The 16,275-nt window shown below is 68.0% G+C and carries 13 protein-coding genes; 8 read left to right on the top strand and 5 right to left on the bottom strand.

Annotation, left to right across the window (positions count from 1 at the left end; all coding sequences use genetic code 11):
• Together AC6EI8_RS15850 and AC6EI8_RS15845 are read right to left on the bottom strand one after the other, a co-directional pair.
• Positions 1-664, bottom strand: a 664-nt coding sequence (locus tag AC6EI8_RS15850; protein ID WP_498382355.1) for a lyase family protein, incomplete at its 3' end; no start/stop codon positions are given.
• A gap of 145 nt (positions 665-809) precedes the next feature.
• A complete protein-coding gene (locus tag AC6EI8_RS15845; protein ID WP_498382354.1) occupies positions 810-2,888 on the bottom strand; it encodes a sensor domain-containing diguanylate cyclase in 2,079 nt (692 codons plus the stop codon).
• A gap of 245 nt (positions 2,889-3,133) precedes the next feature.
• Here AC6EI8_RS15845 and AC6EI8_RS15840 point away from each other — a divergent pair, with 245 nt between their 5' ends.
• The 3 genes from AC6EI8_RS15840 to AC6EI8_RS15830 all read left to right on the top strand — a co-directional run bounded on the left by AC6EI8_RS15840 (position 3,134) and on the right by AC6EI8_RS15830 (position 7,458).
• Complete coding sequence (locus AC6EI8_RS15840; RefSeq protein ID WP_498382353.1) at positions 3,134-5,953, top strand: bifunctional diguanylate cyclase/phosphodiesterase; 2,820 nt, start codon at positions 3,134-3,136, stop codon at positions 5,951-5,953.
• A 68-nt stretch (positions 5,954-6,021) separates the two neighbouring features.
• Entirely contained in the window at positions 6,022-6,270 is a 249-nt protein-coding gene (locus AC6EI8_RS15835; RefSeq protein WP_498382352.1) for a hypothetical protein, read from the top strand.
• A gap of 276 nt (positions 6,271-6,546) precedes the next feature.
• Positions 6,547-7,458, top strand: coding sequence for a DMT family transporter (locus tag AC6EI8_RS15830; RefSeq protein WP_498382351.1), 912 nt, complete (start codon positions 6,547-6,549; stop codon positions 7,456-7,458).
• A gap of 41 nt (positions 7,459-7,499) precedes the next feature.
• Here AC6EI8_RS15830 and AC6EI8_RS15825 read toward each other — a convergent pair whose 3' ends face one another.
• Positions 7,500-7,793 carry a hypothetical protein gene (locus tag AC6EI8_RS15825; protein ID WP_149318613.1) on the bottom strand — a complete coding sequence of 98 codons (294 nt, stop codon included), beginning with the start codon at positions 7,791-7,793 and terminating at the stop codon, positions 7,500-7,502.
• Between the two features lie 707 nt (positions 7,794-8,500).
• On the opposite strand from AC6EI8_RS15825, the gene AC6EI8_RS15820 reads away from it, so the two are divergent.
• A complete protein-coding gene (locus AC6EI8_RS15820) occupies positions 8,501-9,388 on the top strand; it encodes an antitoxin Xre/MbcA/ParS toxin-binding domain-containing protein (RefSeq protein ID WP_226106966.1) in 888 nt (295 codons plus the stop codon).
• Positions 9,389-9,434: 46 nt separating this feature from the next.
• Here the strand turns inward: AC6EI8_RS15820 and AC6EI8_RS15815 are convergent, their stop codons facing one another.
• Positions 9,435-10,598, bottom strand: coding sequence for an asparaginase (locus tag AC6EI8_RS15815; RefSeq protein WP_149318614.1), 1,164 nt, complete (start codon positions 10,596-10,598; stop codon positions 9,435-9,437).
• Positions 10,599-10,817: 219 nt separating this feature from the next.
• The gene (locus tag AC6EI8_RS15810) at positions 10,818-12,371 is read right to left on the bottom strand and encodes a methyl-accepting chemotaxis protein (protein ID WP_498382350.1); all 1,554 of its coding nucleotides are present in this window, start codon (positions 12,369-12,371) and stop codon (positions 10,818-10,820) included.
• 371 nt (positions 12,372-12,742) lie between these two features.
• Here AC6EI8_RS15810 and AC6EI8_RS15805 point away from each other — a divergent pair, with 371 nt between their 5' ends.
• The 4 genes from AC6EI8_RS15805 to AC6EI8_RS15790 all read left to right on the top strand — a co-directional run bounded on the left by AC6EI8_RS15805 (position 12,743) and on the right by AC6EI8_RS15790 (position 16,245).
• The gene (locus AC6EI8_RS15805; RefSeq protein ID WP_498382349.1) at positions 12,743-13,510 is read left to right on the top strand and encodes a PepSY-associated TM helix domain-containing protein; all 768 of its coding nucleotides are present in this window, start codon (positions 12,743-12,745) and stop codon (positions 13,508-13,510) included.
• 13 nt (positions 13,511-13,523) lie between these two features.
• Complete coding sequence (locus tag AC6EI8_RS15800; protein ID WP_498382348.1) at positions 13,524-14,075, top strand: DUF2271 domain-containing protein; 552 nt, start codon at positions 13,524-13,526, stop codon at positions 14,073-14,075.
• 71 nt (positions 14,076-14,146) lie between these two features.
• Complete coding sequence (locus AC6EI8_RS15795) at positions 14,147-14,971, top strand: DUF4198 domain-containing protein (protein ID WP_226106970.1); 825 nt, start codon at positions 14,147-14,149, stop codon at positions 14,969-14,971.
• Between the two features lie 65 nt (positions 14,972-15,036).
• The gene (locus AC6EI8_RS15790; protein WP_498382347.1) at positions 15,037-16,245 is read left to right on the top strand and encodes an FAD:protein FMN transferase; all 1,209 of its coding nucleotides are present in this window, start codon (positions 15,037-15,039) and stop codon (positions 16,243-16,245) included.
• Positions 16,246-16,275: the final 30 nt, after the last annotated feature.

Here is a 16,275-nt window from a genome sequence, read left to right as displayed (position 1 = left end):
GGTGCAGCCGCGCCTGCGCGTCGGCGACCTGCGCCTGGTAGCCGGAGAACTCCTGGCCCAGCGTCAGCGGCACGGCATCCTGCAGATGGGTGCGGCCGACCTTGACGATATCGGCGAAGGCCTCGACCTTGCTGCCCAGCGTCTTCTGCAGCGTCTCCAGCGCCGGCAGCAGCTGGCGCTGCACCGCACGCGCCGCGGCGATATGCATCGCGGTCGGGAAGCTGTCGTTCGACGACTGGCTCGCGTTGACGTGGTCGTTGGGATGAACGGGCCGCTTGCTGCCGACCTCGCCGCCGAGCAGCTGGATCGCACGGTTGGCGATCACCTCGTTCAGGTTCATGTTGGTCTGCGTGCCCGAGCCGGTCTGCCAGACCGACAGCGGAAACTCGTCGGGCCACTGGCCGGCGATGATCTCCTCCGCGGCCTGTTCGATCGCCTGCGCCAGCCCCGCGTCGAGCACGTTCAGCTCGCGGTTCGCGCGTGCCGCGCACAGCTTCAGGATCGCAAATGCCTCGATCAGCGCCGGCGGCATCTTCTCGTTGCCGATGCGGAAGTTCTGGCGCGAGCGCTCGGTCTGCGCGCCCCACAGGTGGTCGGCGGGGACGGGTACCTGGCCCAGGCTGTCCTGTTCGATGCGGGTCGCTGGGGGCTGCTGGTCTGACATGACTGGCTCCTGTGAACGAACGGTACGAATCGGTCTTCTAGGATACGCCGCCAATGCTCGGGTTGCCGCCGGTGCCGCCGGTGCCCGGATCCGCCCGTGGCGCCGACGCAGGGCGGCCCCGGCGGCGAAGGCGGCGAAGGCGGCCCTACGAGCGCGCCTCGCGCGACCGGTTCGCCAGCTCCGGCGGGCCGATCTCGAAGCGGCCGCGTCCGCCGTCCTTGGCGCGGTACAGCAGCGCATCGGCCTCCTTGGCCAGCTGCTGCCATGTGATCGGGGCACCCTGGTACAGCGCGATGCCGATGCTGACATTGACGTCGACGAAGGCGCCTTCGATGAAGAAGCGCCGGCCCACCGAATGCAGGATCGCCCCGGCCACGCGCACCGCGACATCGGGCCGGTCGATGTCCTCCATCACGATGGCGAACTCGTCCCCGCCCAGGCGCGCCACCGCGTCGCGCTCGCGCACGCAGCGCTGCACGCGCTTGGCGAAGCTCTGCAGCAGCTGGTCGCCGGCCGCGTGCCCATAGTGGTCGTTGACCGCCTTGAAGCGGTCCATGTCGAGGTAGAGGAGCGCCATCAAGCGCTCCTGCGAACGGCTGCGCGCCATCGCCTCCGCGAGCCGCGTCTCGAAGGCGCTGCGGTTCAGCAGCTGCGTCAGGTGGTCCAGGCGCGAGATCTGCGCCAGCCGCAGCGTCTCGAGCTTGCGCGCGGTGATGTCCTGCACGTGGACATGCACGCCCTCGACGCGGCTGCCGTCGGCACTCCACTCGGGCCGGAAATTGGTCTCGGTGCAGTGGTAGTCGGGGTCGTGGAATTCGGTCTCGAAGGTGACCGCGGTGCCGGCCAGCGCCTGCTGCAGATACGGCTGGATGCGCGCGTAGCGGGCCTCGCCCAGCAGCTCGCGCAGCGTCATGCCGCGCAGCTGATCGAGCGGAATGCCGAAGGTGCGCTCGTAGGCGAGGTTGTTGAAGACGTAGCGCTCTTCGGTGTCGATGAAGGCCAGCAGCGAGGGCAGCGTGTCGGTGACCGCGCGCAGGCGCGCCTCGCTGCGATGCAGCTGTTCGCGGCGCTCGCGCACGTCGCGCATCAGCCGGGCGAAGGCGCGCGCCAGCACGCCGATCTCGTCGTGGCGATCGGTCGACAGCCGCTCGAAGGCCGACAGGTCGCGCGCGCTGTCGCGCACCACGCGCCGCAACTGCGCCAGCGGCGCGAACATCCAGTGCACCGCGAACCAGTTCAGCATCGCCACCATGCCGACGGCCACCGCGGACCACAGCAGGAAGCGCTGCTGCATCGCGTGCAAGGGCTGGAAGGCTTCCTTGGCCGGCAGCACCGCGACCAGTTCCCAGCCGGTGGTGGCCATCAGATACCGTGCGATGACCGGCTCGCGCGGGGTCAGGAACTCGAACGTGGCCGGTTGCGCCTGCACCCCGCAGGTCTCGCCCTGGGCGCGCGCCGGTCGTCCCACCTGCTGCTGCAACCGGTGCTGCACGTAGACCGGTTGAGGCCCGGCCGAGACCAGGCAATAGAAGCCGGTGCTGCCGATCGGGCTGTGCGGCACCTCCACCAGGAAGTTGGAGCGCCCCAGGTCGATCCAGCCGCCTACCAGTCCGAGGAACGTCTTGTCGTCCGAGACGATCGGCACGGCCAGCAGCACGCCGACCGAACCATCGGCCCGCGCCCGGATCGGCGGGCTGATCACGGGCGCCAGCGTGCGTGCGGTCTCGCGAAAGTAGGTGCGGTCCGCGACCGATACCACGGTGCCGTCGCGGGCCAGCAGCATGCCCCTGGCGTCGACCACGACGGCGCTGTTGAAGGTGCCGGGAATCGGCAGCGCGCGGCTGAGCATCGCCTGCAACTGGGCGGGCGGCGCGTCCATCATGGTCTTGAATTGCGGGGCCAGGTGTTCGAGCAGGATCAGGCGATCGCTGACCGCCGTGTCCAGTTGCTCCGCGGTCAGCTTGACCACGGAATCCTGCTGCGCCTGCAGGGCGTCACGCAGATCGGCGTGGGCCGATTGCAGCGAGCCGACCACGATGGCGGCCCCAAGCACGGTCGACAGACCGGCGGTGACCAGCGCGATGCGGGTCGTCAACGACAGCGCGAAACGCGGACGACGTGTCTGTGCCGCGGGCGCTTGCGCGCGGCGATCGTCGTTCGGTGTGTCGGGCGGTCCTTTCTGCGGTGCGTTGGGCGAGGCGTCGAGCAAGGGGGACGGGTGCATGCGTGCCCGCAAGGGCGTTCCCCGGGGTCGGCGGGTTCCGTAGGCGTCACCGTATCACATCGAGCGGCATGGTGCGAGTAGCCGGGGCGGGCCTGGCGGCTGTCGCAAAGTGCATTTCGCGCGGTATAGTCCAAGCCGTGATCGGAGCCTGGACGCCAGCGGCATCGGTGCCGGTCACCGCTCTGGCGCCACGCTCCGGCGCCCCAATCCAGGCCGCCCCGCCGCCCCGCCGCCTTGCTACCGCGATGAAACTGCCTTCGCTTCCTCCTGCCGTCCTGGCTCTGCTGGTCGTGGCCGCCGGCGCCTGCGTCACCGCGGTGGCCGCCGTGCAGACCGCCGCGTGGAGCGAGCGGGCCGCCGCGCAGCGCCTCGATGCGATGCTGACGGCGAGCGTAATGGCGGTGCGCCAGCGTCTCGACACCGGCGAGCGACTGCTGCGCGGGGCCAGCGGCCTGCTGGCGGCCGATCCCGACACCACGCGCGACCAATGGCGCGCCTATATGCTTGCCACGCAGGTCGACGATCTGCCGGCCGGCATCCACTCGGTCGGCTATGCCAGATTGACGGATGCATCCGGGCTGGAGGCGCTGATCGACACCGTCCGCGCCGACGGCCTGCCCGCCTTCGACGTGTTTCCGCGCGGCGAGCGCGAGGTCTACGCGCCTGGCATCTATGTCGAGCCCTTCGCCGGCCGCACCATCGGCGCGCTGGGCTTCGACCATCTGTCCGACCCGGCCCGCCGCGCGGCGGCAGAAGCGGCGCGCGACGCGATGCAGGCGCGCATGACTTCCCGCGTGACGCTGCTGCGCGAGGCCCATCGCAGCGTCGCGCTGCAGGGCACGGTGCTGTATCTGCCGGTCTACCGCAACGGCATGCCGCTGAACGCGGTGGATGAGCGCCGGCACGCCGTGCTCGGCTATGTCTATGCCGCCTACCGGCTCGGCGACCTGCTTGCCGATGCCGCGGCGATCCATGGCGGCAAGCTTTCGCTGTCGCTGTATCAGGGGCGGCCCTCCGCCGCCAGCGCCGTGCTGCTGGCCCGGGCGGGCGGCGAGGCGGCGCCGCGCACGCATTCGCATCCGCTGCGCCAACTCGATCGCGAGCTGTCGTTCGGCGGCCAGACCTGGACCGTGCGCGCGAGCACGCTGCCCGCCTTCGAAGACGGCGGCCCCGCCCCGGTACCGCTGGTGATCGCGGCCGGCACGCTCGGCACCGTGCTGCTCGGCGCTCTGGTGTGGCATCTGGCCGCGCGGCGCCGCAACGCCGAACGTGCCAGGCAGTCGGCCGACGTGGTGGCGCAGCGGCACGCGCGCCTGCTCGACCATGCGCCGATCTGCGTGATCGGGTTCGACCGGCACGGCACGATCACCTCGATCAATCGCCCCGGCGAGCAGATGCTGTGGTACCAGGCGCACGAACTGGTCGGACGCATTCCGTACAGCGCGCTGCACGAACCGGGAGAACTCGCCGCGCGGGCCCGCGCACTGTCCGCCGAACTGGGCCAGCCGGTGGCGCCGGGTTTCGAAGCGCTGATCGCCAAGCCGCGCCTCGGGCTGGTCGACGAGCACACCTGGCATTACGTGCGCAAGGGCGGTTCGACGCTGCCCGTGCAATTGACGGTGTTGCCGCTGCCGGGGGCCGGTGGCGACGCCGGCAGGCACCAAGGCGACGCGGGAGAGGACGGCGCCGGCGGCTACCTGGCGATTGCCCACGATCTGACCGAGCGCCGGCGCGCCGATGCCTATATCGATCATCTCGCGCACCACGACACGCTGACCGGGCTGCCCAACCGCGACTATCTGAGCGGCCGTGCCGACGCGCTGCTGCAGGCGATCGGTGCCCGTGACGGACGGGTTGCCTTGCTGCTGATCGACCTCGACCAATTCAAGCGCATCAACGATTCGCTCGGACACCATGTCGGCGACGACGTGCTGCGCACCATGGCCGACCGGCTGCGCGCCGCCGTGCGCCGGGCCGACCTGGCGGCGCGGATGGATGGCGACGAGTTCGCCGTGGTGTTGTCGGACATCGCCGATGAAAGCGAGGCCGAACTGGCGGCCGCCAAGATCGTCGCGCGGCTGTCCGAGGAATTGCGGCTGGGCGGCGTACGGCTGCGCGTCGTGCCGTCGATCGGCATGGCGCTGTTCCCGGCAGACGGCAATACCGTCGCCGACCTGCTGCAGGCGGCCGATGCGGCGTTGCATGCCGCCAAGCAGGGCGGCCGCGGCCAGGTGCGCCGATTCTCGCCGGACATGAAGGAGGCGTCGCTGGCCCGCTTCACCATCGAGGGCCTGCTGCGGCGCGCGCTGGTCGAGCAGGAATTCACGCTGCGCTACCAGCCGCTGGTCGACACCGCCAGCCAGCGCATCGTCGGCGTCGAGGCGCTGCTGTCGTGGCACACCCCGGAGCGTGGCGCGATGCAGCCGGGCCAGTTCATCCCGATCGCCGAGCAGTGCGGGCTGATCGTGCCGATCAGCGAATGGGTCCTGGCGACCGCCTGCCGCGAAATCCAGACGCTGCGGATGCGCACCGGCATCGACCTCGAGGTCGCGGTCAATATTTCGCCGCCGCATCTGCAGCAGGCGGACTTTCCCGAGTTGGTCGACCGCTGCCTGCGCGAAAGCGGGCTGCCGGCCCGCAATCTGGCGATCGAAGTCACCGAGGGCATTTTGATCGAGGGCACGCCGCAGACCATCGAGGCGTTCCGCGGCATCCGCGCGCTCGGTGTGGGCCTGTCGATCGACGACTTCGGCACCGGCTATTCGGGTTTGAGCTATCTGACGCGGCTGCCGATCAACAAGCTGAAGATCGACCGCTCCTTCGTCGCCAACCTCGCCGGCGGCGACAGCAATGACGAAGACCGCGCGGTGGTGGCGGCGATCATCGCGCTCGGCCATCAGTTGCGGCTGCAGGTGGTGGCCGAGGGCGTCGAAACCGCCGACCAGTTCCACTTCCTGCGGGAGCAGGGCTGCGACGCGGTGCAGGGCTTCCTGTTTGGCGCCGGCGTGCCGTTGGCGGAGCTGATCGAGCGCTGCGAGCAGGGCGTGACGTTGCAGCCGGTGTAGCGCTGCGTTGGCGAGGGGGTTCGCAGAAACGGGTACGTTTCGGCGTGGGCGCGGCGGCGGATCGTACGGTGCGGCCCTCGGCCGTTCGCGATCTCCGGGCCTTCCGTGATCTCCGCAATCCGGCACCCGGTAATCCCGGCAATCCCGGCAATCCCGGCAATCCCGGCAATCCCGGCAATCCCGGCAATCCCGGCAATCCCGGCAATCCCGGCAATCCCGGCAATCCCGGCACCAAAAAAAGAAGCCGCCAGTTGCCTGGCGGCTCGTCGGGAATGCGTCGGAGGGGTCAATTAACTCTGGCGCAGGTCAGAGTTTAATTTCACTTAAGGCGTTTTGTCACTGCTTGTAATATTTACCCTTTCCGTTGTGGGGTCAAGCTGATGCCGTCGCGCAACAGTTGCGTCCTTACATCGCCGATCGCCGTCCCGGGGCGATGCGCATGTCCGAAAACGGCTTGCCATTGGCGGACGACAGGGGTCAAATCCGCCCATCCGCGCACAGTCGCGCACACCCCGCACACCCCCGCGCATTCACTGCGCATTCACTGCGCATTCACCGCGCCTTCACCGCGCGCCACAAGCGCCGATCCCGTCATGACTCCCGCCGATTTCCTCCGCCTGCTGTCGCTGTCCGCCATCTGGGGCGCCAGCTTTCTCTTTATCCGTGTCGGCGCGCCGGTGCTCGGTCCGCTGACCGCCGCCTTCGTGCGCGTGGTCATCGGTGCGCTGGCGTTGGCGGTAATCCTCGCCGCGCTGCGTATCCGCTGGGACATGCGCGGCAAATGGGGCCGCGTGATGGTGCTCGGCGCCGTCAATTCCGGCATCCCCTTCGTGATGTACTCGGTGGCCGCGCTGTGGCTGCCGGCCGGCTATTCGGCGGTGTTCAACGCCATGACGCCGTTGATGGGCGTGCTGATCGGCGCGCTGTTTTTCGCCGAACGCATGACGCTGGCCAAGGGCGCGGGCGTACTGATCGGCGTGGCCGGCGTCGCGGTGTTGACGCGGACCGGACCGGTCGCGTTCAGTCTTGAAGTGCTTTTCGGTGCGCTCGCTTGCCTCGCCGCCACCGCCTGCTATGGCCTGGCCGGCTTTCTGACGCGCCGCTGGATCAGCCAGCAGGGCGGGCTGGATGCGCGGCTGGTGGCAGCGGGCAGCATGGTCGGCGCGACGCTGTTCCTGCTGCCGTTTTGCGTGGCGGCCCTGGTCCGCGAGAACACGCTGCCCGCGGCCAGTGCCGGCGTCTGGGCGGCGATGGCGGCGCTGGGCATCGTCTGTACCGCGCTGGCCTACATCCTCTACTTCCGACTGATCGCCGATATCGGACCGGTGCGGGCGCTCAGCGTGACCTTCCTGATTCCGCCGTTCGGCATCGTGTGGGGCGCGGTGTTTCTGGGCGAGTCGCTGTCCTGGGCGCACGCGGTGGGCGGGGCACTGATCGGCGTGGCGTTGTGGCTGGTGTTGAGGCCGGCGACGGTGCCGGCGGTCCCGGCCGCCGGGCGGCCGTGAGCGGTCTGCGATCGTGATCGAATGAGAAGGCGTCGGCTCGCCTAGGCGGGAGTCGCCCCTGCCGCGCGGCCGCCCTGGCCCGCAAGACTGGCGGCGGTGACGTTATAGCGTTCGCGCACCAGCATGATGACCTGCCGCGCATGGCGCAGGTCGCGGACGGCATCGTCGTCGCATCGTTCGGGAAAGTCGACTTCCGCGCTCCAGTTGCAGCCGGTATGGTCCGGCCGGTGCACGCACACCGCGCGCAGCTGGCAATCATGGCAACCCGGCTGCTCGCGCAACTGCCGCGCCAGGATGCGTTTCAGTTCGGTCAACGGCTTGAACAGGCGTTCCATCGCGAAGCTCCATCGGTGCCATCGGGTGGGCCGGCATGGCGAAGCGGCGGACAGCCAGTGGAAGGCGCTCGATGCGCCGGCGCGAGAAGCGCGCCGGGCGACGGATGTTCCGGCTGCCGCGCCCTGGCCGGGCGCCCGGAAAGACACGCCGTGCAGAAGCACGGCGCCAGGAATAAAAAGGTGGCTTTGCTTGCCGACGGAGTTTGGCGATCAAGAAAGCGGGGTCTGGTTGCTTCCCTGATCCTCCGGCGACTGGCTACTGCCAAACGCTCCGCGGTACGGAGCGGTCCCCACAAAAGACGGTTATCGGACACCGCCAGGCGGCGTCGCGGAATTCGTGCGGCGGGCGCGAGCGTTGCGCTGCCGGCTTGGTCTGCGTCCCGACCGTGAAACTCGGGTGTCGGCGTCGTCAGACAGTGATGCGATAGTAAATGAGAATTGATCTCATTACAAGTATTGATTGGGGGGGATACTTTTTGTTACATCAAGTGCCCGCGTGATGGCCGCTGCACCGGTGCGGCATATAGCATGTTGACGTCACGGACAGGGCTCGATACCCTCTGCTGAACAACTAACCCTCGAAACCGGCGTGGTTTATCCATCCGGTGCCTGGGAGAAAAAGCCGGCGAAAGCCGGTTTTTTCATTTCAGGGGACATCCATGCAGCGAGGGGAAACGGCGCCGAGTGCTCTACGTACTCGAGTCTATGTGGACGGCTACAACTTTTATTACGGCTGCCTCAAGGGCACGTGCTACAAGTGGCTCGACCTCTACCAACTGTTCTCGCAACAAGTCATTCCTTCGGTCCTTGTGCATCGTGCGGGCGTACCGTGCCGGTGCGAACTGCTGCCCGAAGCGATTCAATACTTCACGGCCAGAATCATTGAAACTGCGGCCAAGGCAGCCGATTCAGTCTCTTCTCAGGCCCGCTATCACTCGGCATTGCGCAAGCTACATGACGGGCGTATTCGAATCGTGGAAGGCTATTACTCGCTTACCAAAGTGAGGATGCCCCGCATCGATGAAGCCTGTCCAGGACGGTGGCCGCGCGACTGCGATCGGGTCGCCGTCTGGAAGCTCGAGGAAAAGCAGAGCGATGTCAGTCTTGCACTCCATGCGTATCATGACGCCGTGTCGAATCACATCGACCAAGCGATCGTTGTGTCAAACGATACGGACTTGATGCCGGCGCTACGGATGATCCGCGCCCACACCGAAGTGGTCGTTGGCCTGGTGATCCCTACGCTCGACCGCCAGCGTTCGCCGAATGCCGATTTGGCGGCCCATTGTCACTGGGTGCGCCGGCATCTCACCGTCGAGGAACTGGCAGCTTCGCAGTTGCCTCGTGTTGTCCATGGCGGAAAAAGGCCCACGATCAAGCCGGATTCATGGCATGCCCATCCGGAGCTATTCCGTGAAGCATTGCAATTGGCCACTGCGGTCCGGGGCAGCCGGTCGGCGGCATTCCAGTGGTTCGACGCCCCCTCACCGCACTTTGGCGGCCAGACCCCCATCAGTGTGATGACGACAGAGGCTGGCCTTCGGCGAGTGATCGCCTACATGCGGCGCTGGACGGCGGATCGCACGCGCTGCTGAGACAGCCCGGGGTAACCCGGGCCCAAACGCGCCCCGCCTCAGCGCCTCAGTACTTCCACAAAATCTTCTGCAGCTCGCGCGTGTCGTTGGTCTTGGTCAAGGCCAACGCGGTAAGGATGCGCGCTTTCTGCGGCAGCTGGTCGTCCACCACCACCCAGTCGTACTTGTCGTCGGGCTGCTCGCCGTTGCGGATGACCACGCCGCTGCCGGTGCGCGAGGCGCGGACGATCTGTACGCCCTTGGCGCGTGCGGCCTTCAGCGGTTCGACCATGTACTCGCCGACGCTGCCATTACCGGTGCCGGCATAGACGATCGCCTTGGCGCCGTTCCTGACCGCTGCGTCGACGCTGCCCGGGTTCGCATTGCCGTACGCATAGACGATCGCCACTTCAGGCAGGCGGTCGATCCGGTCGATGTCCCATTCGGTCGCGGTGGTGTGCGGACGAGCCGGCAGCCGGTAATACAGCGTGCGGCCCTCGACCACGTAGCCCAGCGGGCCGAACGGCGAGCGGAAGGTCTCGGTCTTGAAGGTGTTGCTCTTGGTGACGTCACGGCCCGTGTGGATCTCGTCGTTCAGCACCACCAGCGTGCCCTTGCCCTTGGACTCCGGGCTGGAAGCGACCAGCACCGCGTCGTACAGGTTCAGCGCGCCGTCGGCGCCCAGCGCCGTCCCCGGACGCATGGAGCCGACCACCACCACCGGCTTGTCGCTCTTGAGCGTCAGGTTCAGGAAGTAGGCCGTCTCTTCAATGGTGTCGGTGCCGTGCGTAATCACGACGCCGTCCACGTCCGGCTGCTTCAGCAGTTCCGAGACGCGTTTGCCGAGCTTGAGCAGACGCTCGTTGTTGAAGCTCTCCGAACCGATCTGGAAGATCTGCTCGCCCTTGACGTTGGCAACCTTCGAGATCTCCGGGACCGACGCGATGATCTTGTCGACCGGCACCACCGCGGACTGGTAGGCGGCGGTATTGATGGCCGAGGCGCCGGCGCCGGCGATGGTGCCGCCGGTGCCGACGATCACGATATTGGCCTTGCGGACCTGGCTCGGCGCGGTCGCCGCAGGGGCCGTGGTGGCTGCCGGAGCCGCCGTCGCGGCGGGTGCGGCGGGTGCGACGACGGTCTGTGCGTGGGCGGCGCCGGTGAGCAGGCCGGCGCAAAGCAGCAGCGCGGCGATCGGACGGACGGGGTGAAGGGTGGTGGTACGGGCCATGATGCTCCTCTGAATGGATGGCTTCGCGTCGCCTTGTGAGCGCGCGGCCGTGTGCAACTGTCCTTGTTGGTATTGAGTCCCTGCGCTCGCGGGCCGGATGTTCACCGGCTTACGTCAAGCGCAGAGCGTGGACTATACACACGACACGGTAGGCCATCCAGAGGCACCCAGCACGTCCTGTCAACATGCCAAGTCACCCTCCCGCCTGGGCCTTCCAGATCACGCCGCCAACCGGAACGTCCCCACCGCGCGGTGCAGCGCGTCGGCCTGGTCTTCCAGCGAAGCCGCGGCGGCGGCCGCCTGTTCGACCAGCGCGGCGTTCTGCTGCGCCATCTGGTCCATCTGCGTGACGGCCTGGTTCACCTGCTCGATGCCGCCGGTCTGCTCCTCGGTGGCGGCGCGCATTTCGCCGATCAGGTCGGTGACGCGCTTGACCGCCTCGACGATCTCGCCCATTGCCTTGCCGGCGTTCTCGACCAGCGCCGAGCCGTCCTCGACGCGCTGCGCCGAGTTGCCGATCAGCGCCTTGATTTCCTTGGCGGCGGTGGCGCTGCGTTGAGCGAGGCTGCGCACTTCGCCGGCCACCACGGCGAAGCCACGGCCTTGGTCGCCGGCGCGGGCCGCTTCGACGGCGGCGTTCAGCGCCAGGATATTGGTCTGGAAGGCGATGCCTTCGATCACGCCGATGATGTCGACCACCTTGCCGGACGCGTCCTTGATCTCGCCCATCGTGGACACCACCTGATGGACGATCTCGCCGCCGCGCACCGCGATCTCCGACGCGCCTTCGGCCAGCCGGCTGGCCTGGCGGGCGTTGTCGGCGGTCTGGCGCACGGTGCTGGTCAGCTGCTCCATGCTGGCGGCGGTCTCCTCGAGCGAGGCGGCCTGCTCCTCGCTGCGGCGCGACAGGTCGGCGTTGCCGGCCGCGATCTGCTTGGCCGCGCCGGCGATCGAATCGGCCGAACCGCGGATGGTGCCGATCGCGCCGGTCAGCCGCTGCTGCATCTGGGCCATTGCGAACAGCACGCTGCGCTGGTCGCCGGGCGCGACCTCGACGCGGCTGGCCAGATCGCCTTCCGCAATCCGGCTGGCGATATGCGAGGTGAGCGCCGGCTCACCGCCAAGCTGCTTGTGCAGGCCGTTCGCGATCCGGACGACGACCAGGCTCATCAGCGTGCCGATCACCAGCAGCAGCCCCAGCGATTGCCACAGCGAGGCGCGGAAGGCCGCATCGATATCGTCCAGATAGACGCCCGAGATGAAGTTCCAGTCCCACGGCTTGAAGTTGGCGACATAGCTGAGCTTGGGCTGCGGCGCCTCCGCGCCCGGCTTGGGCCACAGGTAGTGGACGAAGCCGGTGCCCGGCCCCTTGCCGATCTCGGCGATGTCGCGGAACAGGTAGGTGCCGGCCGGATCCTTGAAGTCGGCCATGCTCTTGCCGTTCATCTCGGACTTGATCGGATGCATCACGACCACGGTATCCGAGCGCATCAGCGTGAAATAGCCGTCGCTGCCGAAACGCATCGCCCGCACCTTGTCGACCGCGAACTCCTTGGCCTGCTCGACGGTCAGCTTGCCGGCCTTCGCCTCGGCCTCGTAGGCCTTGACCACCGACAGCGCGGTCTCGGTGACATGGACGAGGTCGGTGCGCCGCTCGTCGAGCCGCATGTTGCGCATCTGCCAGGCGTCCCACAGCAGCAGCGCCAACAGGCACACCCAGCTGAGCACCAATGGCAGCAGCAATTTCTTTCTCAAGCTAAGACGTTCCAGCATCGTGTTTCCCCGTGGTCCACCGTAAAAATTGTGTTTGTCCGCGGCATAACGGCGGACCGGCGGACAAACTTGACCGGGGAGGGCCTAGGGCTTTCCATGAGTGCAAATGCGGGCACAATCGTGGCAGTACGCGTAAAGTTACATGCACTTACTTACAAGTTAGGCTCGCGTGAAATGCGCTGTAATACTTATTAATCACGCGCGCATTGCAGGATCAAATGAGAACAATTATTCTTTCGGTCTCCTGAAACTCCCGTTACGACGGGCCGACGACGGACGGCGAGAGAGCCTGCGGCAAGTCGCTGGGCCGCCGTCCCGCACGCCGCATTGCCCCGGCGACGAGCAACACGCAGTAGCGCCGGAACACAGTCATGACCGAATCCCGCCTGGAACCCCCTCTGGAGCCGCGTATGGAATCCCATATGGGCGCGGCGCAGCAGCGCCGGGCGTTCTGGCTCAAGCACCTTCACCAATGGCACTGGATCAGCTCCGCGCTCTGCCTGATCGGCATGCTGCTGTTCGCGGTGACCGGCTTCACGCTGAACCATGCCGGACAGATCGAGGCCGAGCCGAAGGTCGTGGTTCGCAATGCCGAGGCGCCGGCCCCGGTGCTGGCGGCCTTGCAGGCCCGCAAGGCGGCCCTGGCGGGCACGAACGGCGATAGCAGCGACGGCGGCAATAGCGGCAATAGCGGCAAAAACGGCGATATCGGCAACCGCGGCAATAACGCCGCCCAGGACAAAAGCCCGGTTCCCGCCGAACTCGCCGACTGGCTGCAGCGCGAATTCGATATCGACGCGCATGGCCGCGAGGCCGAATGGTCTCCCGACGAGATTTACGTGCCGCTGCCGCGCCCGGGCGGCGATGCCTGGGTCAGCGTCGCACTGGACAGCGGCGAGACGCAGTACGAGCTGACCACGCGCGGCTGGATCTCCTACTTGAACGATCTGCACAAGGGCCGCAATACCGGCGGCGCCTGGAGCCTGTTCCTGGACCTGTTCGCGTTTGCCTGCCTGGTGTTCTGCGTGACCGGCCTGTTCCTGCTGAAGCTGCACGCCGGCGCCCGCGTCGCCACCTGGCCGCTGGTCGGCCTGGGGCTGGTGGCACCGCTGCTGCTGGCCATCCTGTTTATCCATTGACGAGGTTCCCTGTATGCGTCGTTTGCTTAGCGTCTCCATGACCGGCCTGGGCGGCCTCAGTGGCCTGAGCGGCCTGGCGGCGGTCTCGTTCGCCGCGCCCGCCGCGGCGGCGGAGATCAACGTCAAGGTGGAGATCCCTCGCCTGAGCGTCGCCGAATACCACCGCCCTTATGTGGCGATGTGGCTCGAGCGCGCCGACCAGAGCCCGGTGGCGACCTTGTCGGTCTGGTACGACGTCAAGCTGAAGAACGCCGAGGGCACCAAGTGGCTCAAGGACATGCGCCAGTGGTGGCGCAAGGCCGGCCGCGATCTGCAGATGCCGGCCGACGGCATCTCCGGCGCGACGCGCGCACCGGGCGAACACACCGTGACCTTCACCGACGGCAAGGCGCCGCTGGCCAAGCTGCCCGCGGGCGAATACCAGCTGGTGGTCGAGGCCGCGCGCGAAGTCGGCGGCCGCGAACTGCTGCGCGTGCCGTTCGCCTGGCCGCCGGACGGTTCCAAGTCGGCGCAAGCCAAGGGCCAGCACGAGCTGGGCGCCGTCACCGTCAGCCTGAAGCCGTGAGCGTCGTGCCCCGCGCCGCCGCCCGCCGCATTCCATCCGTCCATTTCCGATCCCGTGCCCTGGAGCCCTCGATGAACCGTTCCGCGATGTCCCTCTCCGCCAGGCTGTCCGCGCTGGCCCTGGTTGCGCTGCTGCCGCTGTCCGCGCACGCCCACCGCCAATGGCTGCTGCCGTCGGCCACCGTGCTGTCGGGCAGCGATCCGTGGGTGACCGTCGATGCGGCGGTGTCCAACGACCTGTTCTACTTCGAGCATTTCCCGCTGCGCCTCGACAACCTCAGCGTCAGCGCACCGGACGGCAGCCCGGCCAAGGCCGAGAACCAGAGCACCGGCCGCTATCGCAGCACCTTCGACGTGCACCTGACCGCTCCGGGCACCTACAAGCTGGCGGTGGTCAACAACGGCCTGTTCGCCAGCTACAAGGAGAACGGCCAGACCAAGCGCTGGCGCGGCTCGGCCGAGGATTTCGCGCAGAAGGTGCCGGCCAACGCCCAGGACCTGCAGGTGACCCAGTCCGAGAGCCGGCTCGAAACCTTCGTGACCGCCGGCAAGCCGACCACCCAGGCGTTGAAGACCACCGGCCGCGGGCTGGAGCTGGCCCCCGTCACGCATCCGAACGATCTGTTTGCGGACGAGCCGGCCAATTTCCGGCTGCTGCTCGACGGCAAGCCGGCGGCCAACGTCGAGGTCGAGGTGGTGCCGGGCGGCAATCGCTATCGCGACCAGCTCGGCGAGATGAAGGTCAAGACCGATGCGGACGGCAAGTTCACCGTCAAGTGGCCGTCGCCGGGCATGTACTGGATCGAGGCCGAGGTGCGCGATGACAAGGTCTCGATCAAGCCCGCCAAGGCGCGCCGCGCGGCCTATATGGCGACCTTCGAGGTGCTGCCGCAGTAAGCGCGGCGCGTTGGGTCGAGTTGGGTCCTCCGATGCTGCCGATGTCCGCCGCCGCGGCGGCTCGCATGCGGTCCACGCCGTCATCCGAGCTACCATCCGCGCCGCCATCCGCCGCGCGGCGCGTGCTGGTGCCGCTGCGTTTCGATGCGCCACCGTCGCCGCCCGAAGGCGCGGTGGTGCTGCATCGATGCGGCGGGCAGACGATGGGGACGACCTGGTCGGTGCGCTGCCTGCTGACCGCCGATGATGCTGGCGATGACAGGGGCAAAGTCGCGGGCAATGACGCAGGCAAAGTCGCGGGCAATGACGCGGGCAATGACGCGCCCGGTTTCGATGCCGATGGCGATGCCGATATCGATGCCGCTGTCGATGCCGCAACGATCCAGGCCGGCATCGACGCGTTGCTCGCACAGATCGTCGGGCAGATGAGCAACTGGCTCGACGACTCCGATATCGGCCGTTTCAACCGCGCGCCCGCCGGCAGCTGGGTCTCGTTGCCGCCCGCCTGCTTTTCCGTGCTGCAGGCGGCGCTGGCGGTCGCGCGCGACAGCGGTGGCGCCTACGATCCGAGCGCGGGCCCGTTGGTGTCGCTGTGGGGCTTCGGCCCCGACGGCGCACGCGCGCTGCCGCCGACCGCCGACGAAGTCGAAGCGGCGCGCGAGCGCTGCGGCTGGGCGCGCATCGAGCTCGACGAGGAAGGACAGCGCGCGCGCCATCCCGGCGGCGTGTCGATCGATCTGTGCGCGATCGCCAAGGGCTATGCGGTCGACGCCGTATCGGCATGGCTGTCGGCGCGCGGCGTCTCGCACCATCTGGTCGAGATCGGCGGCGAGCTGCGCGGCGAGGGCGTCAAGCCCGATGGCATGCCGTGGTGGGTCGAGCTGGAAAGCCCGCCGGCCACGGATGACGCCCGCGGCGGCGATGCCACCTTGCACGCGGGCGATGCCGCTGCACCGACCGTGGTCGCGCTGCACGGCCTGTCGGTCGCGACCTCCGGCGATTACCGCCGCTATTTCGACAGCGGCGGCCGCCGCTACGCCCACACGCTCGATCCCCGTACCGGCTATCCGGCCAGCCACGCGCTGGCCTCGGTGACCGTGCTGCATCGGCAATGCATGATGGCCGACGCGCTGTCGACCGCGCTGACCGTGCTCGGCCCCGAGGCCGGCATGGCCTTCGCCACGCAGCGCGGCATCGCGGCGCGGATGCTGCTGCGCACGCCGCACGGCTTTGCCGAACGCGTTTCGCCCGCCTTCGCGGCGATGCTCGCATGAACGCGCCGCGACGATTCGGCCTGCCCTCGC

Source organism: Cupriavidus sp. R6-3, assembly GCF_059772245.1.
Note: the sequence above shows the minus strand (reverse complement) of the source record. Positions and strands in the feature narration are given on the sequence as shown.